General features: G+C 69.2%; 19 protein-coding genes and 1 pseudogene. 8 read left to right on the forward strand and 12 right to left on the reverse strand.

What is annotated here, in order from left to right:
* Positions 1-727 precede the first annotated feature (727 nt).
* The 5 genes from BBK82_RS25510 to BBK82_RS25530 all read right to left on the reverse strand — a co-directional run bounded on the left by BBK82_RS25510 (position 728) and on the right by BBK82_RS25530 (position 7,270).
* Positions 728-2,434 carry a substrate-binding domain-containing protein gene (locus BBK82_RS25510; protein ID WP_065917272.1) on the reverse strand — a complete coding sequence of 569 codons (1,707 nt, stop codon included), beginning with the start codon at positions 2,432-2,434 and terminating at the stop codon, positions 728-730.
* Between the two features lie 63 nt (positions 2,435-2,497).
* Positions 2,498-3,313, reverse strand: a complete 816-nt coding sequence (locus tag BBK82_RS25515) for a 3-methyladenine DNA glycosylase (protein WP_237048424.1) — start codon at positions 3,311-3,313, stop codon at positions 2,498-2,500.
* 87 nt (positions 3,314-3,400) lie between these two features.
* Positions 3,401-3,646: a hypothetical protein gene (locus BBK82_RS25520; protein ID WP_065917273.1), complete on the reverse strand. Its 246-nt coding sequence runs from the start codon at positions 3,644-3,646 to the stop codon at positions 3,401-3,403.
* A 10-nt stretch (positions 3,647-3,656) separates the two neighbouring features.
* Positions 3,657-6,749, reverse strand: a complete 3,093-nt coding sequence (locus BBK82_RS25525) for an NACHT domain-containing protein (RefSeq protein ID WP_065917274.1) — start codon at positions 6,747-6,749, stop codon at positions 3,657-3,659.
* 38 nt (positions 6,750-6,787) lie between these two features.
* A complete protein-coding gene (locus tag BBK82_RS25530; protein WP_083268144.1) occupies positions 6,788-7,270 on the reverse strand; it encodes a winged helix-turn-helix transcriptional regulator in 483 nt (160 codons plus the stop codon).
* Between the two features lie 79 nt (positions 7,271-7,349).
* Here BBK82_RS25530 and BBK82_RS25535 point away from each other — a divergent pair, with 79 nt between their 5' ends.
* On the forward strand, positions 7,350-8,006 hold the full coding sequence (locus BBK82_RS25535) for an SDR family oxidoreductase (RefSeq protein WP_065917275.1): 657 nt from the start codon (positions 7,350-7,352) through the stop codon (positions 8,004-8,006).
* A gap of 140 nt (positions 8,007-8,146) precedes the next feature.
* Complete coding sequence (locus BBK82_RS25540) at positions 8,147-9,610, forward strand: multicopper oxidase family protein (protein ID WP_065917276.1); 1,464 nt, start codon at positions 8,147-8,149, stop codon at positions 9,608-9,610.
* A gap of 3 nt (positions 9,611-9,613) precedes the next feature.
* Here the strand turns inward: BBK82_RS25540 and BBK82_RS25545 are convergent, their stop codons facing one another.
* The 3 genes from BBK82_RS25545 to BBK82_RS25555 all read right to left on the reverse strand — a co-directional run bounded on the left by BBK82_RS25545 (position 9,614) and on the right by BBK82_RS25555 (position 11,465).
* Positions 9,614-10,114: a GNAT family N-acetyltransferase gene (locus BBK82_RS25545; RefSeq protein ID WP_237047575.1), complete on the reverse strand. Its 501-nt coding sequence runs from the start codon at positions 10,112-10,114 to the stop codon at positions 9,614-9,616.
* Positions 10,095-10,694, reverse strand: a complete 600-nt coding sequence (locus BBK82_RS25550) for a dihydrofolate reductase family protein (RefSeq protein ID WP_065917278.1) — start codon at positions 10,692-10,694, stop codon at positions 10,095-10,097. The genes BBK82_RS25545 and BBK82_RS25550 overlap by 20 nt, the downstream gene beginning before the upstream one ends.
* A gap of 90 nt (positions 10,695-10,784) precedes the next feature.
* Positions 10,785-11,465 carry a DUF2848 domain-containing protein gene (locus tag BBK82_RS25555; RefSeq protein ID WP_065921341.1) on the reverse strand — a complete coding sequence of 227 codons (681 nt, stop codon included), beginning with the start codon at positions 11,463-11,465 and terminating at the stop codon, positions 10,785-10,787.
* Between the two features lie 46 nt (positions 11,466-11,511).
* On the opposite strand from BBK82_RS25555, the pseudogene BBK82_RS25560 reads away from it, so the two are divergent.
* Positions 11,512-12,842: pseudogene (locus BBK82_RS25560) on the forward strand (MFS transporter).
* On the opposite strand, the gene BBK82_RS25565 reads toward BBK82_RS25560, so the two are convergent.
* A complete protein-coding gene (locus BBK82_RS25565) occupies positions 12,803-13,465 on the reverse strand; it encodes a GntR family transcriptional regulator (RefSeq protein WP_237047576.1) in 663 nt (220 codons plus the stop codon). The pseudogene BBK82_RS25560 and the gene BBK82_RS25565 overlap by 40 nt on opposite strands.
* Between BBK82_RS25565 and BBK82_RS25570 the strand changes: the two genes are divergently transcribed.
* Complete coding sequence (locus BBK82_RS25570; protein ID WP_154697487.1) at positions 13,464-14,240, forward strand: carbon-nitrogen hydrolase family protein; 777 nt, start codon at positions 13,464-13,466, stop codon at positions 14,238-14,240. The genes BBK82_RS25565 and BBK82_RS25570 overlap by 2 nt on opposite strands.
* 1 nt (position 14,241) lies before the next feature.
* The gene (locus tag BBK82_RS25575; RefSeq protein WP_065917281.1) at positions 14,242-14,583 is read left to right on the forward strand and encodes a cupin domain-containing protein; all 342 of its coding nucleotides are present in this window, start codon (positions 14,242-14,244) and stop codon (positions 14,581-14,583) included.
* A gap of 482 nt (positions 14,584-15,065) precedes the next feature.
* On the opposite strand, the gene BBK82_RS25580 is transcribed toward BBK82_RS25575, so the two are convergent.
* The 3 genes from BBK82_RS25580 to BBK82_RS25590 form a co-directional block, all read right to left on the reverse strand.
* On the reverse strand, positions 15,066-16,091 hold the full coding sequence (locus BBK82_RS25580) for a hemolysin family protein (protein WP_065917282.1): 1,026 nt from the start codon (positions 16,089-16,091) through the stop codon (positions 15,066-15,068).
* Positions 16,088-17,395 carry a hemolysin family protein gene (locus BBK82_RS25585; RefSeq protein WP_065917283.1) on the reverse strand — a complete coding sequence of 436 codons (1,308 nt, stop codon included), beginning with the start codon at positions 17,393-17,395 and terminating at the stop codon, positions 16,088-16,090. Before BBK82_RS25585 ends, BBK82_RS25580 begins: the two co-directional genes overlap by 4 nt.
* Positions 17,396-17,519: 124 nt before the next feature.
* Positions 17,520-18,542 (reverse strand): LacI family DNA-binding transcriptional regulator, encoded by a 1,023-nt coding sequence (locus tag BBK82_RS25590; protein WP_065921342.1) that lies wholly within the window; start codon positions 18,540-18,542, stop codon positions 17,520-17,522.
* Positions 18,543-18,664: 122 nt separating this feature from the next.
* On the opposite strand from BBK82_RS25590, the gene BBK82_RS25595 reads away from it, so the two are divergent.
* Genes BBK82_RS25595 through BBK82_RS25605 form a run of 3 tightly spaced genes read left to right on the forward strand, consistent with a single transcriptional unit; the run spans position 18,665 to position 21,616 of the window.
* Complete coding sequence (locus tag BBK82_RS25595) at positions 18,665-19,807, forward strand: Gfo/Idh/MocA family protein (protein ID WP_065917284.1); 1,143 nt, start codon at positions 18,665-18,667, stop codon at positions 19,805-19,807.
* A complete protein-coding gene (locus BBK82_RS25600) occupies positions 19,800-20,828 on the forward strand; it encodes a dihydrodipicolinate synthase family protein (protein ID WP_083268145.1) in 1,029 nt (342 codons plus the stop codon). Before BBK82_RS25595 ends, BBK82_RS25600 begins: the two co-directional genes overlap by 8 nt.
* Entirely contained in the window at positions 20,801-21,616 is an 816-nt protein-coding gene (locus BBK82_RS25605; RefSeq protein WP_065917286.1) for a sugar phosphate isomerase/epimerase family protein, read from the forward strand. The genes BBK82_RS25600 and BBK82_RS25605 overlap by 28 nt, the downstream gene beginning before the upstream one ends.
* The last annotated feature ends 49 nt before the right edge of the window (positions 21,617-21,665 follow it).

Consider the following 21,665-nt stretch of genomic DNA (forward strand, 5'->3'; position numbering starts at 1 on the left):
TCACCGACCGCTCGCCTGCCAGCCTCTACCCCCACAAGCCGTCCGCGAATCAGCCGGCCACCCACGAGCTGGCCGTTCACCTGCCGCTAGCCGCCCTGCAACCATCCGCCCGGTAGCCGGTCACCACCAGCTCGCCGTCCACCTACGGGCCGGCCAGCCGCCAGCCGGTCAGCCCGCCCGCAGCCAGCTCGCCGTCCGCGTGCCGGCCAACCGCGTGCCAGCCAAGGGCCAGCGGTTCGCTCGCGTACCGGTCAGCTGCCCCCAACCGGCCACTCGCCGACCAGCCATCCACCGCTGACCCCCACTCGCCAGCTAGCGGCCCTCGAGCCGTCGCTCACAAGTCGTCCGCCGATCAGCCAGCACCCGCGGGCTCGTCGTCCCTCTACCGCAGCCGCTCTGCAGCCGTCCGCCCACAAGCCAGCGGCCCGCCGCCATCCGCCCGGCAGCCGGTCACCACCAGCTCGCCATCCACCTACGTGCTCGCCACTCGCCAACCGCGAGCCAGCGCCCGGCTCTACGGGCCGCCCATCACCCAGCCGCTCCCCAGCTGCCTATCAACCGGCCGCCCTGCCGCCTACCAACCAGCCGCTCGTCCGCCCGCCAGCCGTCGGCCTGCGAGCCGCCCGCCAACCACCTGCTCGCCGTCCACCCACCAACCAACCGCAACCACCTGGAGCCCCAAACCGCACCAACGCCTCAACCGCGACCAACCCCACCCACCACGCGGTCACGCCGACGTCGACAGCACCTGCCCCAACGCGGCCTCAACCCCACCCTCGTTCTCCACCACGGACACACTCCCGCCGGTGGTCTCCGCGATGTCCGTCAACGCCGCCCGATCCACCTCACCACCGATCGCGATGAAGCTCACCGGCAGGTCCTTCCCCTTCAGCGCCGACTTCAACGCCGCCAGGTCGATCCCACCGTCCGAGCTGCCATCGGTGATCACCAGCACCCGGTTGACCCGCCCGGCCACATACCCGTCGTGCGCCGCCTCGTAACAAGCGCCCAGCGACGTGTAGAGCTGGGAGCCGTCGAACGTCTTCAACCCGTCGATCGCCCTGCGCAACGCCTCGCGCTTCTCCGCGACCGGACCCGTGCCCACGAGCTGCTTGTAGGGCTTGGCGCCGTCCACGGAACGCGCGAACTCCCACAACCCGAACGACCCGGACACCGACCTGTCCACCTGCCCGCGCAGGGCCGCCTTCACCTTGTCCAGGCGAGGTTTCATCGAGGTCGACACGTCCGCGAGCACGGTCACGACCTGGCCGCCGCGGTCCGCCGACGCCCATGCCGCCGACAGCTGCTGCGTGGTCGTCGCGTCGGCGGCGACGAGGTTCTCGGTCACCGGTGACCACGACACGCCGGGGGAGGGGGACGGGCGGTCCTGAGTGGACTCAACCCGCAGACCGCCGTGTGCCAGGAGCTTCTGCTGGCCGGGTTCGGTCATGAACTCGCGGAACGCCTGGGCCGCGCGTTCCTCCGCCTCGCCGACCTCGGGGCCGGACAGCGACACGTACGGGAAGTCCGCCACCGGCGCCGGGCCGACCGGCAGCACGCCGACCAGCGGCTTGGACGGTGCCTCCTTGCCGGTGTTGTGCTTGTACAGGTCCACTTCGGACACCGGGGTCACGCTGAAGCCGGCCGCGTTCACCGTCGCGCTGTCGCCGAGCCGCCGCAACGCCTCACGCGTCGTCGTGGGCACCTCGGGCGGCACGGTGGCCGCGAGCTTGGTCAGGGAGGCCTTGGCGGCGTCGGAGTTGAGCGTGTCCGCGGTCACCGGGCCCTTGCCGCCGGCCAGTGCCGCCTGGATCGCCAGTGCGGAGGCCGTGTTGGCTGCGGGGTCGGGCATCGCGACGCTGAAGCGGCCCCAGTTCGGGCCGTACCTCTGCCAGTCGGTGACCTCCGGCATGTCCGTCCAGCGGAACTCCTTCAGCACCGGCGCACCCGCCTCCGGTGCCGCGAGCAGCAGGGGAGAGGTGCCGATCGACTTCGGCGCGCCACCGACCAGCTTGGCGTTCAACGCCGACAGCCGGTTCGCCCACAGCATCGAGTCCGGCACCCACGCGTGCGGCCGCTCGCCGAGCTTGCCGGAGTCCCAGGTGCCGGTCAGGCCGTCCAGCACCGCGGACGAGTCGGTCGAGATGACCTCGATGGTGATGCAGTGGTCGTAGACCACGGGCCGCGTCACGCTCCAGGCCCGCGCGACCTCCGCGACCGCCTCCGCCACGCTCGGCGTCGCCGCCACCCGCAGCACCGAGTCACCCTCGTTGCAGTCCTGCGCCTGGGCCTGCGCCCGCCGGTCCAGCACGCCGCCGATCCACGACCAGGCACCCCAGCCGAGTCCGATCAGCACGACGACGACCACGATGGCGACGGGCCACTTGGCGATCCCGCGCCGCACCTTCGCGCGCAGCGAGCGGTGTCGAGACATCGATCCCTCACAACTACTCAGCAGCCCCCGACGACCGCCATTCACGCTAACAGGCGAACGCAATCAGCGAGGTGAAGTCACAGAAAGCATCGACTGGCACACCAACACGAGCCGCTCCCGCAACGGCCGCGCCCGTTCGGCGAACTCGGCCTGCCTGCGCGCGTACTCCGCACGCCCTTCCGGCGTCTCGATCCGCACCGGCGGGTACCCAAGGGCCGCCAGGTCGTACGGCGAGGCCTGCATGTCGAGTTCGCGCACGTCAGCGGCCAGCTCGAAGCAGTCGGCCACCAGATCGGACGGGGTCGCGGGCTCCAGCTTGTAGGCCCACTTGAACAGGTCCATGTTCGCATGCAGACACCCAGGCTGCTCGTTCGCGACCTGAGCCTCCCGCGTGGGCTGCAGCGTGTTCCGCGGCCGCGCCGGCTCGGTGAAGAACCGGAAGGCGTCGAAGTGCCCGCACTGGATCCGGCTGCTCTCGACCACCTCGTCCGTGCCACCGGACCCGAGGCGCAACGGCCACGCGTTGTGCCGCACCTCCTCGGGCTGCTGCCGGTAGACCATCGCCCACTCGTGCAACCCGAAACACCCCAGCCGCGCCGGCCTGCTCAGCGTGGCCGTGAGCAGCTTCTCGACGAACTCCATCGTCTTCGCGCGCTGCTGCGTGAAGCTCCCCACGTCCAGCACAACGCCGTCCGCGGTGGCCTTGTAGTGCGGAAAGTCCAGGTACTCAGGCGCGTCTTCCAGAACGACACCCGGCCCCGGATGCCATCGTTCGAGCCGCACGGGCCGATGGCTGTAATAGGTGAACAGGAAGTCCATCACCGGGTGCTTCTCCTTGGCGGCCTTCCGCTCCAGGTGCGGCCCGGTGAACCGCCTCATCCGCGCGACATGCCCGTCACGCAGCTCATGCCACTCGGCTCGGGTCAAGACCTCCACGAGCACTCACCGTACGCGCCCACCCAGCGGCTACAGCGGCGGCACCAGCCCGTTGAACGTCCGCGCCCCACCACAATGAGGGCACTCCCGCCCGTTGTCCACGGTCCGCGGCGCACCACCGATGATCGCCAGGGTGGGCGCCGCGATGTAGCTCGCACCCCCGCACAGGTGACACACAGTGCGCGGCTCGGGCGTGACGGCGAAGAGGTCGTCCTCGTCTTCTTCTTCCTCGAACTCGTCGTCCTCGGCGAACTCGTCCTCGTCGTCCTCACTCATGGTCATCAACCTACTCGGTGCTCGCCGAAGGCCGGAGCCCGCTCAGCCACTCGGCCGGGTGGTCAACGCCGAGCGCCTCGGCCAGTTCGAAGTAGTCCGCCACGGACTTGACGCCCTGCCGCACGGCTGTCTCCGCCATGTCGATCATCTCCAAGTTCGACCACGGTCCGCCGAGCCTGGCGGCGACCGTCAGCAGCACCCGCAGCTGGTCCTCTGTTCTGCCCGTTTCAGCCTCTCCGGCGATGAGTTCCTGCCACTTGGTCGCCAGTTGCGGGAAGACGCCTTCCCAGTCCGCGCACGTCAACCAGGAGGTGGTTTCGACAAGTCGTCCGACCAGCCACGAGGAGAAGTGCTGCGCATCCGGATCGGTACTCCCGAGCCAGTCGTCCAGCGCCCTGACCATCACCTTGGCGGACATCTCGTCATCGATTTCGAGCATGGGCGTGCACCACACCAGCGCCCAGGTGAAGATCATGCTTGCCGCCTCCGGCAACCCGGACGCGAAGCGCTCGGCCGCCAGCCGTGTCGGGATGACCAGATCCGCCCCGGTGAAGCCCAGCCGTTCCAGCTCACCGGATTTGTGGAGGCTGTCCCCGTCAGCGTCGATCATGTACGCCACGTTCATCAGCACGCCTGCCGCGGCGCACTGGTCGAGGAGATCCTCGGATCGCACACCCGCGACGATGTGTGCGCACACGTTTTCCGCCGAGCCGGTCCTGCCCATCACGTCCGCGGTGGCGACCTCCATGAAGGCGTAGCAGTAATTCTCCATCGGCTTCCTGCTCGTCAGCACCGAGTCGTTCAGCAGATCACGCAGAGGGGCGGCGAACCGGGTGTCGAACAACCTGTGCAGCGGCGAACCCAGCTCCTCGCCACTCGCCTTGCACTCGATGACCGCCTCCAGCGCGGACCGCACCAGCGCAGGTGGCACGGAGACCTCGTCGTGCAGGCAGTCGACCAGGTTGTCCTCGATCGCCCAGGCGTCCACTTCCCACGTCGTCCGATCGAGGGCATGCTGCTCAGGTGCGCCGGCGCTGAGGTTCGTGAGTCGCGTTACCAGCAGCTCGACCAGGGCCGTAGCCCTGCGGCCGATCAGCACACCGGTCAGCGGAACGACCTCGCGCCAGCTCTCGTCCCCTAGGTGCGCCTGGAGCATCTGGGCGGCCGAAAAGTCCCGGATGTCCTCCGGCACCCACGCGTTCGCGATCGCGAGTGCGGCAAGGTACTCCTGGAACGTGAGGTGCTTGAACTCGTAGATGGGCTGCAGCGCCCCGTCGATCACCTCGTGCCCGCTGAGCACCAGCAAGCTGCTGCGCTCCTCGACCCGCTGGATGAAGTCGTGCACCGATGTCTTCGTATATGCGAAGATCTCCGGCATCGCCGCCCTGGCCTCCAGGAACAGCGAGATCAGCTCCTTCGCCGACACCTGCGTCGCGCCCGCCTCCATCATGGTGAAGGCCGCGTAGGCGAGCTGCGGCAGCGCCTCGTCCTGGTCGATGGGCTGGTGGCCTTCGACGTTCCACGTCATCAGCAGCACCTCGACCGCCTTCTGGTACAGCACCGTCCGCTTGCGCGGCAGCTGTCCCACCCACCGCTTCACCAGCAGCAAGGTGGTCAGCAGCAACGGGTTCGAGGCCAGCCGCACGACCCGGTCCGACGCCAGGATCGACGTGGCGAGCTCTGCCGCCTCTTGCTCGACCTCGGCCCGCGCGCCGAGCACCTCCCTGTGCCAGGCTTGGACGAGCTGAGTCACGCCGTCCCTTGACAGCTCCGCCACGCGATGTGGCGCGCAGATGGCCGCCACCGCTCCTGCCACCGCACGGAACCCGACCTCCCGGGACGTGACCACGAGCCGAATGGACGGATAGCGTGCGACGAACGTGCGCAGCTGGGCCACGAAGGACACGCGTTCGCTGGTGTCCGAGATTTCGTCCAAGCCGTCGACCAGCAACAGCACCGTGCCTTCTCGCAGCTGCTTGCCGACGGCCTCGATGAACTCCTGACGCTGGTCAGGGCGTTCCGCCCGCACCATCAGGTCGCCAATGATCTCGGTGATCGGCTTGTGGCCGTCGCCTCCCGAGAGGTGCCGGCACCGGATGAACACGGGCAGCAGGTCCTCGTCCGGCAGCGCGTCGTCCGCCGCGAGCTTCCTGGCCGGATCCGCGTAGGCGACCGCGAGCCGCTTGAGGATCGTGGTCTTGCCCGCTCCCGGTGGCCCGAGCACCGCGATTCGCGGTTCGGCGCCGAGCAGCACCCCGAGCCCCGTGGTCCTTCCGGGAGCGTCCTCGTCGAGACGTTCGACCGACCGCAGCTGAAGCGGCACGTACAGGCTCTCCAGGCGGAAGTTGCGCGACCCCACCTCGTGGTCGACGGGCATGCCCTCGAGGGTGATGGCGCCGTACTCGCTGAGGAGATAGCGCTTGTAGTGATCCAGGTCCAGCGCCGGAACGGCATCGGCCGCCAGTAGGACCAGGTCGGGCAGGTGCTCCTGCAACGGGGCGGCCGCGGCCGCGGACAGCACTCTGCCGTCCGCGTGCACCAGGCACATGTGCGTCGGGTGGTCCGCACCCAGCTGCACCAACCAGGCCCAGCCGTCGACGTGCCCGAGCAGCTCCACCTTCAAGACGCGCGGGTTCGACGGAGCCCGCGCTGCGAGCCCAGCAGCCCGCTCGATCGCGACCTCCGCGGGCACGACGACCGCGCTTTCGGACAGGCGTTGGACGACGTCCTGACCGGCGATCAGGGTGACCCGGTCGCCGAGCTCCAGCTCCTGTTCCACCGCCGTCTGCCGAAACCCCGACAGCGAGACGAAGTACCCCTGGACCGGTGTTGGTGCGTGCTTGCGTTTTTCGGCGTCCAGCGCTCCGACGAACTTGTTGATGTCCGATCCGCCGATGGGTTCGCTCGTCGCCTTGCACTCCGCGACCAGGCGCCGGTTCTCGTAGCAGTGGGTGGCCTCGACGTCCAGCTCGCGCCCCGCCTTGTGGACGTTGAACCTGCAGTCCTCGTAGCCGAGCGTGTGGAACAGGTCGCGACTGAGCAACGTCAGCGTATCGCCCAGCTTGTTGGCATCCGCGGCGATGATCCGCAGCCCGTGCTTCACCGGAATGTCCTTCGGCCGACGATGTTGACCACGGAAGACTAGTGGGAGCGGGCCTGAAGTTCGGGGCCGTTCGACCAAGCCACCGAGATCGGGTCACCCGGAGTAGCAGCCGAACGCGTCAACGACGACGGCGTCGCCTCACCACCACAATGCGCGCACACGACGAGAGGCTCCAGGACGTTGCCGCACGAGTGCTCCCACACGAGCGGAAGGGGCCCCTCGGTCACGTACGCGTCGCCCCACTCCTTGAGCAGAAGCATCACGTTGTGCAGCGCACGGCCCGACTCGGTCAGCACGTACTCATGGCGCGGCGGATGCGAGGAGTACTGGCGCTTCTCCAGCACGCCGGAGGCCACGAGCTTCTTCAGGCGCGCGGCCAGCACGTCGCGGGAAGCGCCGGTGTTCGCGGCGATCTGGTCGAAGCGGCGGTTGCCGAAGAACACCTCGCGCAACGCCAGCAGCGACCACCGCTCGCCGACCACCTCCAGCGCGTTCGCCACCGAGCAGGTTCGAGGAGCCATGTGACCACACTATCAGTCGGTTGGGAAATCAAACCGACGGTGACCGGGTTGGTTTGAAATACCAACTCAGGAGGTAGTGATGGACTTCAGCAACCAGACGGTGCTCGTGACGGGTGCCAACCGCGGGCTCGGCCGGGTGTTCGCCCAGGAGCTCGTCCGGCGCGGCGCCAAGGTCTACGGCGGCGCGCGCAGGCCCGAGTCCGTTGTGGACGACGGCGTGATCCCGGTTCGGCTCGACGTCACCGACGACGCCTCGGTCGCGGCGGTGGCGAAGGAGCTCGGCGACACCACGATCGTGGTCAACAACGCCGGAGTGCTCGTCGCGGGCGACGACGTTGACAGCATCAAGGCAGAGTTCGAGGTCAACTTCTACGGCCTCGTGCGCACCACGGACGCGTTCGCGCCCATTCTGAAAGCCAATGGCGGCGGCGTGGTCGTCAACGTGCTGAGCATCCTGTCGTTCGTCGGCAAGGCGCAGTGGCGGGGCTACGCGGCGTCGAAGGCGGCGGGGTGGTCGTTCACCAAGTCGGCGCGGGAAGCGTTGCGGGAACAGGGAACCCGGGTTGTCGCGGTGCACGCCGGGTTCATCGACACCGACATGGTCAGCGACATCACCGCACCCAAGATCACGCCGATGGATGTCGTTTCCCAAGTGTTGCAAGCGATTCAGAACGGTGATGACGAGGTGCTCGCGGACGACCGGACTCGTTCGGTGAAGGCCGCACTGGCCTTTTGAGACAGTCGCGCGGCACACCGGTGCCGATCCGGGAACTAGGGGTTCCCCCTGAGCGCGCGGCGTACGTTTTCGCCGCATCCGAATCCGTCGCGGGAGCGTCTGCACGCTCGCATCCGCCTGGGGCGCTTAGGGGAACAGAGATGCTCAACCGACGAGGTGTGCTCGCAGCGGGCGGGATCGCGGCCGGCGTGCTCGGCGTACCACAGCTGCTCGCGCCGGCCGAAGGCCACGAGGACTCCACGCACGACGTACATCCGGCGGCGTTCCAGGAGTCGAAGACGTTCACCGGCACGAAGCCGGAGATCGTGCCGTGGACCCGCCCGATGCCCGTGCCGCCCGTGCTCAAGCCGCTCGTGTCCACACCAAGACAGGAGATCTACCAGCTCACGATCGACAAGACGACCGCCGAGATCCTGCCCGGCCTGCAGTCACCGGTGCTGGGGTACGGCGGTCAGTTCGTCGGCCCCACGATCAGGGCCAAGACCGGGCGCAAGACGCTCATCATGTTCCAGAACAGGCTCGACGAGCCCGCCAACGTCCACCTGCACGGCGGCCACGTCGCGCCCGAGCACGACGGCCACCCCAGGGACCTCATCGAACCCGGCCGCACGCGCCTGTACCTGTACCCGAACACCCAGCAGGGCGCGACGCTCTGGTACCACGACCACAGCCACGGCACCGAGGCCGCCCACACCTACCTGGGACTGCACGGCGCCTACGTGGTCGAGGACGACTCCGAGCGCGGCCTGAACCTGCCGACCGGCGCCTACGACGTCCCGATCCTGTTGCGCGACATCCAGTTCGACGACAGCGGCAACATCGTCGTGTTCGACGACCCGGCCAAGCGCACCGTCGTGCTGGCCAACGGCGTCCCGCAGCCCTACTTCGAGGTGGCGGCCCGCAAGTACCGCTTCCGCCTGGTCAACTCCGCCAACCAGCGCGTGTTCCACCTGAGGCTCGCCGGCACGCCGTTCACCCGGATCGGCTCCGACGGCGGCCTGCTCGCCTCGACCACCGAGGTCGAGGAGATGGTGCTGTCCTCGGCCGAACGCTCCGACATCGTCATCGACTTCGCGAAGTACCCGATCGGGACGCGGATCGTCCTCACCGACTCGGTGGCCGGCGAGATCCTGCGCTTCGACGTCGTGCGCCGCGCCTCCGACTCCAGCAGGGTGCCCGCCGTCCTGCGCCCGCTGCCCGCGATGCCGTACTCCACTGTGGACCGCGAGGTCGACCTGTTCTACGTCTTCAAGCCCAACGACCGCCCCGACGGCGTGATCAACGGCAAGGTCTTCGACATGGACCGCGTCGACTTCACCATCAAGCGCGGCGCCACCGAGACGTGGCTGATCAAGAGCTCCGACCCCGCCGGCGTCAAGCACAACTTCCACATGCACTTGGTGCAGTTCCGCGTGCTGGAACGCAACGGCGGCGCGCCCCTGCCCAGCGACCTCGGGCTCAAGGACACCATCCCGATCACGGCGGGCGAGACGGTGAAGGTGCAGGCGACCTTCACCGGCCACACCGGCCGCTACGTCTACCACTGCCACTTCCTCGAGCACTCCTGGATCGGCATGATGGCGCAGATGGAGATCGTGCCCTAGGGCCTACTGATCGCGGCGCAGCTCCCACACGACGTCCACACCGATCTCGGCACCGAACCGCGGGTCGCGCGGCGGTGTGCGGCGGTCGACCTCGGTGAACCCGAGCCGCCGCGGCACCGCGCCGCTCGCCACGTTCGCCTCGTCGTGCCAGATCTGCACCCGGCGCACACCGGGCAGTCCGAACGCGAGCTCGACCACCTCCGCGACCGCGCGGGTGACGAGCCCGCGGCCGGTGTGCGCGGGGTGCAGCCAGTAGCCGATCTCCACCAGGTCGTCCTCGCGCCCGGCCGACACGACGCCGACGATCGCGCCGTCGCTCGTGATCGCCTGGTCGAACAACGTCCCGCGAGCCCAACCTTCCACCGCGGCAACGAGAAACGCCTCGGCCGTGGCGTGGTCGTAGGAGTCGGTGGCCCATTCGAGCCACGGTCGCAGGTGCGGCAGCGACTCACGGACCACCCGCACCAGCTCCGGCGCGTCGTCCTCACTCAGCTTCCGCAGCATCCCCATACCGGACTTTGTAGCGCAGGTGCGTGACTTCGCTCCCCTCAATTACCGAGAGCGGGCCCTCCAGCTGATAACCCTTGCCCGGCGCGAAGAACGGCGTTCCCCCGCCGAGCAGCACCGGCACGAGGTCGAGGAAGATCTCGTCGACCAGGCCGGCGTCGATGGCCTGCCGGGCGACCTCGCCGGAGTTCAGGCCGACGCCCTTGTCACCTGCGTGCGACTGCGCGATCTCGATCGCCTTCTCGATGCCGTCGCTGCAGAACGTGAAGTGCTCGTTGTCCTCCAACGGCCGATGGGTGAGCACGACGGTGTGCACGCCCATCGGGTGCTGGCCGCCCCACGCGTTGGTGTAGTCGTAGAGCTTGCGTCCCACCACCAGTGCACCGGTCGCCTGGATGAGGCCACCGAAGTACGCGGCGCTGGCCGGCGTGAGGTGGACGGTCATGGCGCCCGTCGGCACCGTGAACGCGACGTCGCCGGACTCGTACCAGCGGAACAGCCGGTCGAAGCCGGAGAAGTCCGGTCCCGAGACGTAGCCGTCGATCGAGGTGCTCGCGCCGGTGTAGACCTTGCCCATTTCGGGTGCCTCCCTTGTGTCGGTCCGTCACCCCTGCGTCGATCACGCGGCAGGGGATTCGACACGACCCGCGGAGGCACATACCGGGGCTCAGCCGATCGGCGCGGGCAGCGGTGTCACCTCGTAGCCGCAGTCGATGACGTCACCGGTGGCCGGGTCACGCAGCTCGACGCGCCACTTCGACGCGAACTGCTCCACGCCGTGGTGCATCGGGATGGTGCCGGACAGCAGCACGGTGCCGGGCTTGTGCAGGTCCAGCTCGCGCAGGCGGTCCAGCCAGTACGCGGGCGTCAGCAGCTCGGCGAGCGTGCCGCGCTGGATCTCCACGCCGTCGGCCCACGCCGTGAGCTCGATCGAGTCGATCCGGTCAGCCACCTCGGACAAGCGCCACGCCTTGCGGCCCAGCACGTCTGGGCTCGCGTTCTTGCTCCACGCCACGCCGTGCACCTCCAACGCACGGTCCGTGTGGTCGCACGCGACGGTCAGCAGCACGTCGTCGTCGGTGACGACCAACGCCCACTCGGCCTCGCCGGAGGTCCGTGCGTGCTGCACGGGCACCGTCGTCGTCTGCTGCGCGAGGTACGGCGCGACGGGGTAGAGGCTCGGTGTCACGGACGGCGCTGGCACGCCCAGCTCGGCGAGTTCTTGCACGTGAGCGGCCACGTCGTCCTGGCTGCGACCTGCGTATCCGCCGTTGAGCAAGGTCGTCACGGCGACCTCGGTGACGGTGCCGCCGGGGAGTTCGAAGGACAGTGTGCAAGCGGTGGACATCCGGTACTCCTTGCGCATACGAGTTGTATACAGGCAGTATTACCGCATGCCGCCTGCTACAGCAACGACAGAGGTACCCAGGTCCGCGCTCGTCCGCGCGTTTGTGGCCTCTCTCTCGGGCACCGCGCTCGAGTGGTACGACTTCGCCATCTACAACGTCGCCGCCGCCGTCGTGCTCGGCCCGTTGTTCTTCCCGAGCTCGGAGCCGCTGACGGCGACACTGCTCGCGTTCTCGACCTATGCGGTCGGCTACCTGTCGCGTCCGCTCGGCGGGTTCCTGTTCGGCCGGCTCGGCGACAAGATCGGCCGCAAGCGCGTGCTGGTCACCACGCTGCTGATCACCGGTATCGCAACGCTGCTCATCGGCCTGTTGCCCACGCACAGCGCGATCGGTCCCACGGCCGGTGTGCTGCTCGTGCTGCTGCGATTCGCGCAAGGCGTCGGTCTCGGCGGCGAGTGGGGCGGCGCGGTGCTGCTGTCCAGCGAGTACGGCGATCCGGAGAAACGCGGTTCTGGGCGTCGGCGGCGCAAATCGGCCCGCCCGCTGGCAACCTGATGGCCAACGGTGTGCTCGCGCTGCTCGGCGTGGCGCTGTCCGAGGCGGCGTTCATGTCGTGGGGCTGGCGCGTGGCGTTCCTGCTGTCCGCGGTGCTGGTCGTGTTCGGCCTGTGGATTCGGGTGAAGCTGGAGGAGACCCCGGTTTTCAAGGCGATCGAGGAACGCGGCGAACGCCCGTCCGCGCCCGTCAGCGAAGTCTTCCGCACGCAGACCCGTCCGCTGATCGCCGCCGTACTCTCTCGCGTCGGGCCAGATGTGTTGTACGCGCTGCACACCGTGTTCGTGCTGACGTACATCACGACGCAGCTGGGAATGTCGCGCAACGTCGGCCTGATCGCCGTGCTGATCGCGTCCGGCTTCCAGCTGTTCCTGATGCCGCTCGCCGGCTGGCTGTCCGACCGGGTCAACCGGCGCGGGCTCTACGCGGTGGCCGCGGTGTGCGGCGCGGTGTGGCCGTTCGTGCTGTTCCCGTTGGTGGACACCGGTTCTGTCGCGTTGATCGTCGTCGGTGTCGTCGTCGGGCTCGGGTTCCACGCGTTCATGTACGGCCCGCAGGCGGCTTTCATCGCGGAGCAGTTCACCGAAAGGCTGCGCTACACCGGCAGCTCGCTCGCCTACACGTTGGCCGGTGTGATCGGCGGTGCCGTCGCGCCGTTGCTGTTCACGTGGCTGTTGGCGGAGTTCGGCACGTGGGTCGTCGTCGGTCTGTACGTCTCCGTCGCGTGCGTGGTCACACTGATCGGTCTGCGTCTCGGCCGCGGTCCGGGGGAGGCGGACGCTCAGCCGTTGAGCAGCACCTTCAGCGTGGTGTCCAAGTGAGCGGTGATCGCCGCGGTGGCCGCGCCGACGTCTCCGGACTCAAGCGCGGCCACGATCGCGTTGTGCTCGTCGATCACAGCCTGCTGCCGGTTGTTCGCACGGAACAACGCCACCACACCCGCGCGCACCTGCCGTGCGCGCAACCCCTCGTAGGTCTTCGTCAACAGCTCGTTGCCGGTCGCCGACACGAGAACCGCGTGGAACTGCCTGTCGACATCGATGAACTCGCGCGCGTCGTGCTGTTGCACCCGCTGCTCCTCGATGTACGCCTTCATCGTTTCCAACGGAACCGTGCCCTCGGCCATCGTGCGTTCCGCCGCGTACCGCTCGATAACCCCCCTCAGTTCCATGAGTTCGGTGATCTGCCGGGACGACAACGGCGCGACGTACGCACCCTTCTTCGGCATGAGCTGCACCAGGTCTTCGGCCGCAAGAAGAAGGAGCGCCTCACGGATCGGTGTGCGCGACACACCGATCTGGTTGGCCACGTCCTGCTCGCTGATGAACCGCCCCTGCATCTCCGGGGCGGCGAGGATCGTGTCCTTGATGAACTCGTAGGCCTTCTCCCGGCCTGACAAGCTGTCCGCGACCTGCATACAACATGTATACCAGAGGAGGATCATGCGCATCGCCCTGTGCCAGATCAGCTCGACCGCCGATCCCGTCACCAACCTCGTAACGATCCGCGCCGAGGTCGCCCGCGCCGCCGAAGCCGGCGCACGCATCGTCCAGTTCCCCGAAGCCGCACAATGCCGCTTCGGCGTCCCCCTGGCCCCGATCGCCGAACCGCTGGACGGCCCCTGGGCCACCGCCGTCCGCGAGATCGCCGCCGAGCACGGCGTCGTCGTGGTCGCCGGCATGTTCACCCCGGGCACCGACGGCCGCGTCACCAACACGACCCTCGTCACCGGCGCCGACCTGCACCTCGGCTACGCCAAGATCCACCTGTTCGACGCGTTCGGCTTCCGCGAGTCCGACACCGTCACGCCGGGCGGCAAGCCGGTGACCTTCGAGGTCGACGGCACCACCTTCGGCCTCGCGACCTGCTACGACGTCCGCTTCCCCGAGCTCTTCCGCACCCTCGCCGACACCGCGGCGGTCATCCTGCTCGGCGCCTCCTGGGGTGCGGGCCCCGGAAAGGCCGACCAGTGGGACCTCCTCGTCCGGGCCCGCGCCCTGGACTCCACCGCGTACGTCCTCGCCTGCGGCCAGGCCCTGCCCGCCGAGGACTTCGGTGCCGCCCCGACCGGAATCGGCCGCAGCGCCGTCGTCTCCCCACTCGGCGCCGTGCTGGACCGCCTCACCGACGGACCGGGCACCCTTCTGTCCGATGTGGACACCTCGCTCGTCGAGGAAGCCCGCCGCACCCTGCCCGTCCTGGCGAACCGGAGGCTCTGACGTGCGCACCCAACACGAGTTCTTCCCCGTCGCCGACCTCCCGTGGCACCCGGCCGCACCGGGCGTCACCGAACGCGTCCTCAGCCACGACCCGGACTCCGCAACCCTCACCCGAATCGCCCGCTGGCAGCCGGGCCTGGAGACGTCCGGCGTGATCCGCCACGACTACCACGAGGAGGTCTACCTCCTGGAAGGCGACCTCACCGACCTGACTCTCGGCCACACCTTCACCGCGAGCCACTTCGCCACCCGCCGCCCCGGCATGCCGCACGGTCCTTATCGGACAGACGCGGGCTGCCTCATGCTGGAAATCCGCACCGCACCCGGTACCGCAGGTGCGTGACCCCACACCCCACGATCACCGAACCGGCCCGTCCAACCGATACCCCGTCGCCGGCGCGAAGAACGGCTTCCCCCACCCAGCAACACCGGCACCCATGTCGGCCAGGTTGCCGCGGTAGTGCGCGGCACTCCCGATTTCCGACCTGGCACGCCGTGCCGTCGCAGGCCTCCGCTCAGGTCTCGCGCTTCCTGGCCGTCCCCGCCCGCCACCCGCTTCGGGCTGCAGCGCTCACCGGTCACCGACCTCAGCCGCGCCCGCACCCCACAACTCCACAGCCCATCACCTCCGGCCACCTCCGCCCCGCGCACTTCCTCATACGCAGGACGAGCGACCCGGCAGATCAGGACACCCCGATCGGGTGAATCTCCCGCGCCCTGCCGCGGGCCCCCACACAGAGCGGGCCCCACACAGAGCGGGCCCACACCGAGCGCGCCTCACACCGAGCGCGCCTCACACCGAGCGGGTCCGGAACCCGAGCCGCGCTACACCCAGCGCACGTGCGTTCCGTCCCGAACCGTCCCCACATACTCCTCCACCAGGTCCTCCAGCGCCACCACACCGCGAACCGCCCCGTCGGCCCCCACCGCCCGGGCCAGGTGGGACTGCGCCCGCCGCAGCGCCGCCAACGCCTCGTCCAGGCGCGCGTCCACCGGAACCTCCGGCAGGCCCCGCACCCGCGACCGCGGCACCAGCGTCGAGGCCCCTTCGAGGTCCAGGATGTCCTTGATGTGCAGATATCCGACCAGCCGACCGTCCGACAGCACGGGGAACCGGGAGAACCCGGTCGCCGCCACCGCCGCCTCCACCTCGCCCACGGTGGGGGAGGCCGACACGGTCGTCAGCCGGTCGAAGGGCACCAGCACGTCGGCCACCGTGCGGGAGGCCGACGTCAGGGTTTGCGCGAGGCGGCGGTGTTCGGAGTCCTCCAGCAGGCCCTCCGAACGGGACTGCGCGATCAGCAGTGCCAGTTCTTCCGGCGTGTACGACGACTCGAGCTCGTCGACCGGCTCGACGTCGAAGCGGCGCAGCACCCAGCGGCCGAACGCGGTGAACAGGGCCAGGACCGGCGCGATCATCCGGCTGAAGCCGTAGTGCACAGGCACCAGCCACAACGCCGCCTGCTCGGGGCCCGCGATGGCGAGGTTCTTCGGCACCATCTCGCCCAGGATCGTGTGCAGGGCGACGACGATGACCAACGCCACCGCGAACGCCACACCGTGCACCAAGGCGGTAGGCAACCCGATGGCGCTGAGGGGCCCCTCCAGCACCGAGGCCAGTGCCGGTTCGGCGATCGCACCCAAGCCCAGCGAGCAGAGCGTGATGCCCAACTGCGCGCCGGCGATCAGGAGCGGCAGCTCCTGCGAGGCCTTGATGGCGGTGCGTGCGCGCGAGGAGCCTTTATCGGCCAACGCTTCCAAACGGTCGCGGCGAGCGGTGATGACGGCGAACTCGGCGCCGACGAAGAAGGCGTTGCCGGCCAGCAGCAACACGACGATCAAGAAGTTCATGCCGACACCACCCGAAGTTCGGCGACGCGGTGGCGGTCCATGCGCATGACCGTCACCCGCCAGCCGTCGACCCTGATCTCGTCACCGACGTCCGGGATGCGGCCGAGTCGGGTCAGCACGAGGCCGGCGAGGGTCTCGTAGTCGCCTTCCGGCATGTGGAAGCCGGTGGCCTCGGCCACCTCGTCGTCGCGCAGCAGGCCGGAGACCAGCCAGCTGTCCTTGCCGAGGGACCGCACCGGGGGTGCCTCGCCGCGGTCGTGTTCGTCGCGGACGTCGCCGACGATCTCCTCGACCACGTCCTCGAGCGTCACCATGCCGGCGGTGCCGCCGTACTCGTCGACGACCAGCGCGGTCTGCAGGCCCGATGCACGCAACCGGTCCAGCAGGGCGTCGCCCTCCAACGTCTCCGGCACCGACGTCACCGGGCGGGTCAACGCCGACAGAGGAGTCGTCCCGCGCAGAGGAGCGGGCACGGCGAAAGCCTGCTTCACGTGCACCATGCCGCGGACCTCGTCCAACGAACCGTCATGCACCGGAAAGCGCGAAAAGCCGGTTTCGCGTGCTTTTTGCACAAGGTCGAGCACGGTCGCGTCGGCGCGAAGGGCTTCCACCCGCACACGGGGAGTCATCAGCTCACCGGCCGTGCGGTCGCCGAAGCGCAGCGAGCGGTCCAGCAGGACCGCCGTGCTCTGGTCGAGCGTGCCGTGCTCGGCGGAGGTGCGGACCAGTGCGCCCAGCTCCTCCGGTGAGCGGGCGGAGGCGAGCTCCTCGACCGGTTCCACGCCGAAGCGGCGCACGAGCCAGTTCGCGGAGCCGTTCATCGCGGTGATCAGCCAGCGGAACACGGTCGAGAACCCGGCCTGCAGGCCCGCGACCGCGCGCGCCGTCTCCAGCGGCTTCGCGATCGCCAGGTTCTTCGGCACGAGCTCGCCGAACACCATCGACAACGCCGTGGCCAGCGCCAGTGCGAGACCGAGCGACAGCCAGTCGGCCACCGACGCCGGCACGCCGAGGCCCGTGAGCCCCGGTTCGATCAGCGACGCGATCGCGGGCTCCGCGATGTAACCGGTGATCAGCGTGGTCAGCGTGATGGCGAGCTGCGCGCCGGAGAGCTGGAACGACAACGTGCGGTGCGCGCGGTCGATCGTCCGCGCCTTCGCGTCGCCGACCTCCGCGACGTGCCGCTCGACGGTGCTGCGTTCCAGAGCGGTCAGCGAGAACTCCGCCGCCACCGCGATGAAGGTGCCGGCGGTCAGCGCCACGACGGCGAGCAGACCGAGCACACTCAGCAGGATTCCGGTCACCTACGCGCTCCCGGGCAACGGGGGACCGGGTTGGTATGCCAGCCGGGGCCAGACCCCATGGGGACGGCTCAACTCCTCATGACTAAGTACGTGAACAGCCAGACCAGGCTAATGGGTGGCCAGACTAATTGTGACCAGTCGACGCCCTGAGCACCACCTGACCGGCGACACGAACGGTGCGGGCCTCGTCACCACCGGCATCCAGCACGAGACCTGCGGCGATCTCGCCCATCTCCTCCAGCGGCAGCCGCACGGTCGACAGCGCCGGAACCGTGTCGCGCAGCGTCGGGATGTCGTCGAAACCGGCGATCGAGATGTCCTCCGGCACCCGCACGCCCTGCTCGCGCAGCGCGGCCATCGCACCCATCGCCATCACGTCGGTCACAGCGAAAACGCAGGTCGCGCGGGCTGACTTGCGCGTGCCCAGCAGCTCCACCGCGGCCTCGTGGCCGCCGTCGCGGGTCAGCGGGCCGTTGATCACGACGGGTGGCGCGACGCCCGCGTCGGCCAGTCCGGCCTTGAAGCCCGCGAGCCGGTCACGGGCCACCACGAGTTCGGAAGGACCACCCAAAACGGCGAACTTCTTGTGCCCGAGCGCCGCCAGTTCCCGTGCCAACGCGCGCGCTCCGGCCCGATTGCCGGGCACGACCGTGTCCGTGCCGAGCTTCGCCTGCGACACGCACGCCACCCGGCCGCCCTGCTCGGTGAACGCGTCGATCTCCGCCGCCAGCCGCGTCTGCGCCGCACGGTCCGTGGTCCGCGAACCGGCCAGCACCACCGCACGGGCCCGGTGCGCGCGCAGCGTGGACAACAGCTCCACCTCGCGGTCCGGCGACCGGTTCGTCGTGCCGAGCACGACGACGAGGCCGTTCTCCTCGGCCACCCGCGTCACGCCCGCCGCGATGCAGGAGAAGTACGGGTCGGTGATGTCGTGCACCACCAGTCCCACCAGCGAGCTGGTGTTGCGGGCCAGCGCCTGCGCCGAGGCGTTCGGCACGTAGCCGAGCTGCTCCGCGGTGCGCAGGACGCGGTCGCTCAGGTCCTCGCTCACCTGCCGCGTGCTGCCGTTGAGCACCCGCGAGGCGGTCGCCAGCGACACACCCGCCTGCTTCGCCACCTCGGCGAGCGTCACCTGTCGGGCGGACACGACCACCTCCGTCTAGTGCATGTGTGGACGGGAGACTAGCTCCCGTGGAGGTTGACGGCCGCGAAGCACCGCCGTTAGCGTGACGGGAAAGCGCTTTCCAGCGCTGTTTCCAGGGAGGTGCGATGGCGGTTCGGACCATCGGAGTGGCCGTCAACGGCGTCACCGGGAGGATGGGATATCGCCAGCACCTGGTCAGGTCCCTGCTCCCGCTGCGGGACGAGGGGGTGCGGTTGCCGGACGGCACCGTGCTGAAGGTCGAGCCGGTGCTGGTCGGGCGCAACGCCGACAAGCTCAAGGAGATCGCGGAACGCCACGACCTCGCGCGCTGGACCACGGACCTCGACGGTGCGCTCGCCGATCCGGACGTGCAGATCTACTTCGACTCGCAGGTGACGTCGAAACACGTCGAATCGATCACCAAGGCGATCGACGCCGGCAAGCACGTCTACACCGAGAAGCCGGTCAGCGAGACCGTCGAGCAGGCGCTGCGACTGGCCGCGCTCGCCGACGCCAAGGGCGTGAAGCACGGCGTCGTGGCCGACAAGCTGTACCTGCCCGGCATCCGCAAGCTCAAGCGGCTGATCGACGGCGGCTTCTTCGGCCGCGTCCTCAGCGTGCGCGGCGAGTTCGGCTACTGGGTGTTCGAGGGCGACTGGCAGCCGGCGCAGCGCCCGAGCTGGAACTACCGGGCGGAGGACGGCGGCGGCATCGTCTCGGACATGTTCTGCCACTGGAGCTACCTGCTGCACAACCTCTTCGGCCGCGTCGAGGCCGTCACCGCGCGCGCCGTCACGCACATTCCAACCCGCTGGGACGAGCAGGGCGCCGAGTACGCCGCCACCGCCGACGACGCCGCGTACGGCATCTTCGAGATCGAGAACGGCGTCATCGCGCAGATCAACTCGTCCTGGTGCGTGCGGGTGCGCCGCGACGAGCTGGTGGAGTTCCAAGTGGACGGCACCGAGGGCAGTGCGGTCGCGGGGCTGCGCGAGTGCTTCGTGCAGCCCCGCGCCGTCACGCCGAAGCCGGTCTGGAACCCGGACCTCCCGGTCACGCACCCGTTCCGCGAGCAGTGGCAGCCGGTGCCGGACAACGAGGAGTTCGACAACGGGTTCAAGGTGCAGTGGGCGGAGTTCCTGCGGCACGTCCACCAGGGCACGCCGTTCCCGCACGACTTCCGGGCCGGTGCCCGCGGGGTCGCGCTCGCGGCGGCCGGGCTGCAGTCCTCTTCGGAGGGTCGCAGGGTGGAGCTGACGGATGTCTAGCCGGCATGAACGGGTTGTGTTCGCCGCGGCACACGTTGTGGCGGAAGATGAACGCACGGTGGACTGGGACGCGACTCTCGCGTTCCGGCACCACCTGTGGTCGCACGGCCTGGGCGTCGCCGAGGCCATGGACACCGCCCAGCGCGGCATGGGCCTGGACTGGCCGACCGCCGCGGAGCTGATCCGCCGCAGCGCCGCCGAGAAGACCGGCCGGATCTGCGCGGGAGTGGCCACCGACCACCTGACCGGCGAACCGGGCCTCGACGACGTGCTCAAGGCCTACCTCGAACAGCTGGAAACTGTTCAGGAAGCGGGCGCACAGCCCGTGTTGATGTGTTCGCGCCAACTCGCTGCGTGCGCGCGCGGCCCGGAGGACTACGCGAAGGTCTACGGCACGCTGCTGGACAACGTCAGCGAGCCCGTGGTCCTGCACTGGCTCGGCACCGCGTTCGACCCGGCGCTGGCCGGGTACTGGGGCGCGGCCGAGGTCCCGCAGGCCACGCGCAACTTCCTGGAGATCATCCGCGCTCGCCCGGACAAGGTCGACGGCGTGAAGGTCTCGCTGCTCGACGCCGACCACGAGATCGGGCTGCGCCGCGCGCTGCCGGCGGGCGTCCGCTGCTACACCGGCGACGACTTCAACTACCCGGACCTGATCGCGGGCGACGAACAGGGCCACAGCGACGCGCTGCTCGGCATCTTCGACCCGATCGCGCCGGTGGCGGCGCGCGCGTTGCGTTCGTTGGCCGCCGGTGACACCGCCGAGTTCCACCGGATCATGGCGCCCACGGTTCCGTTGTCGCGTCACCTGTTCAGCGCGCCGACCTACTACTACAAGACCGGCGTGGTGTTCCTGGCGTGGCTGGCCGGGCACCAAGAGCAGTTCGTGCTGCTCGACGGCCTGCAGACGGCTCGCAGCGTCGAGCACCTGGCCGAGGCCAAACGGCTCGCGGAGGTCGCCGGCGTGATCGAGCCCGAGTTCGCGGAACGGCGGTGGCAGCAGTGGCTCGCCTCTCGCTGAACCAGGCCACGATCAAGCGCGCGACCGTCGTCGAGGCGGTCGAAGGCTGTGTGCGGCACGGCATCGAGTCCATCGGGCTGTGGCGTGAACCGGTCGCCGACCACGGCCTGGAACGCACCGCGAAGCTCGTCGCGGACGCGGGGCTGCGCGTGTCGTCGTTGTGCCGTGGCGGGTTGCTGACGGCGTTGGACAACCGTGCCGCGTTGGACGACAACCGCCGTGCGATCGACGAGGCCTCGGCGTTGCGCACGGACACGTTGGTCATGGTCGTCGGGGGAGTGGCGGGCGACAAAGACCTGATCGGCGCACGTCAGCGCGTGGCCGACGCGATCGCGGAACTGTCCGGGTACGCCGCCGAGGCGGGCGTGACGCTGGCGTTGGAACCGATGCACCCGGTGTTCTGCGCGGATCGCGGCGTGTTGTCGACGTTGGCGCAGGCGTTGGACATCGCCGAGAAGCACGAGTCGGTGGGTGTCGTCGTCGACGCGCTGCACGTCTGGTGGGACCCGGACGTCGATGCGCAGATCGCGCGCGCGGGTGCACTCATCGCGTCGTACCAGGTGTGTGACTGGCTCACCCCGGTACCGGCCGACGTGCTGCTGGGGCGTGGTTATCCGGGGGACGGCTCGATCGACCTCGACCGGCTGACCAGGCAGGTCGCCGCGACGGGGTATGCGCGGGACGTCGAGGTGGAGATCTTCAACGCCGACATCTGGGCGGCGGACTTCGACGACGTGATCGAGGAGGTGGCGCGCAGGTACCACTCCATTGTGGAACCGGCGCTCTGAGAAACGCGGGGAAGCCGGTCGTCGACGGCGGCGACGACCGACCCCGGCG

The organism is Lentzea guizhouensis (genome assembly GCF_001701025.1).
Taxonomy (GTDB): Bacteria; Actinomycetota; Actinomycetes; order Mycobacteriales; family Pseudonocardiaceae; genus Lentzea; species Lentzea guizhouensis.

Coding starts and splice junctions, on each gene's coding strand:
- BBK82_RS25510 (WP_065917272.1), bottom strand. CDS start 2,434: ATGTCTCGACACCGCTCGCTGCGCGCGAAGGTGCGGCGCGGGATCGCC.
- BBK82_RS25515 (WP_237048424.1), bottom strand. CDS start 3,313: ATGAGGCGGTTCACCGGGCCGCACCTGGAGCGGAAGGCCGCCAAGGAG.
- BBK82_RS25520 (WP_065917273.1), bottom strand. CDS start 3,646: ATGAGTGAGGACGACGAGGACGAGTTCGCCGAGGACGACGAGTTCGAG.
- BBK82_RS25530 (WP_083268144.1), bottom strand. CDS start 7,270: ATGGCTCCTCGAACCTGCTCGGTGGCGAACGCGCTGGAGGTGGTCGGC.
- BBK82_RS25535 (WP_065917275.1), top strand. CDS start 7,350: ATGGACTTCAGCAACCAGACGGTGCTCGTGACGGGTGCCAACCGCGGG.
- BBK82_RS25540 (WP_065917276.1), top strand. CDS start 8,147: ATGCTCAACCGACGAGGTGTGCTCGCAGCGGGCGGGATCGCGGCCGGC.
- BBK82_RS25545 (WP_237047575.1), bottom strand. CDS start 10,114: ATGCTGCGGAAGCTGAGTGAGGACGACGCGCCGGAGCTGGTGCGGGTG.
- BBK82_RS25550 (WP_065917278.1), bottom strand. CDS start 10,694: ATGGGCAAGGTCTACACCGGCGCGAGCACCTCGATCGACGGCTACGTC.
- BBK82_RS25555 (WP_065921341.1), bottom strand. CDS start 11,465: ATGTCCACCGCTTGCACACTGTCCTTCGAACTCCCCGGCGGCACCGTC.
- BBK82_RS25570 (WP_154697487.1), top strand. CDS start 13,464: ATGCGCATCGCCCTGTGCCAGATCAGCTCGACCGCCGATCCCGTCACC.
- BBK82_RS25565 (WP_237047576.1), bottom strand. CDS start 13,465: ATGATCCTCCTCTGGTATACATGTTGTATGCAGGTCGCGGACAGCTTG.
- BBK82_RS25580 (WP_065917282.1), bottom strand. CDS start 16,091: ATGAACTTCTTGATCGTCGTGTTGCTGCTGGCCGGCAACGCCTTCTTC.
- BBK82_RS25595 (WP_065917284.1), top strand. CDS start 18,665: ATGGCGGTTCGGACCATCGGAGTGGCCGTCAACGGCGTCACCGGGAGG.
- BBK82_RS25600 (WP_083268145.1), top strand. CDS start 19,800: ATGTCTAGCCGGCATGAACGGGTTGTGTTCGCCGCGGCACACGTTGTG.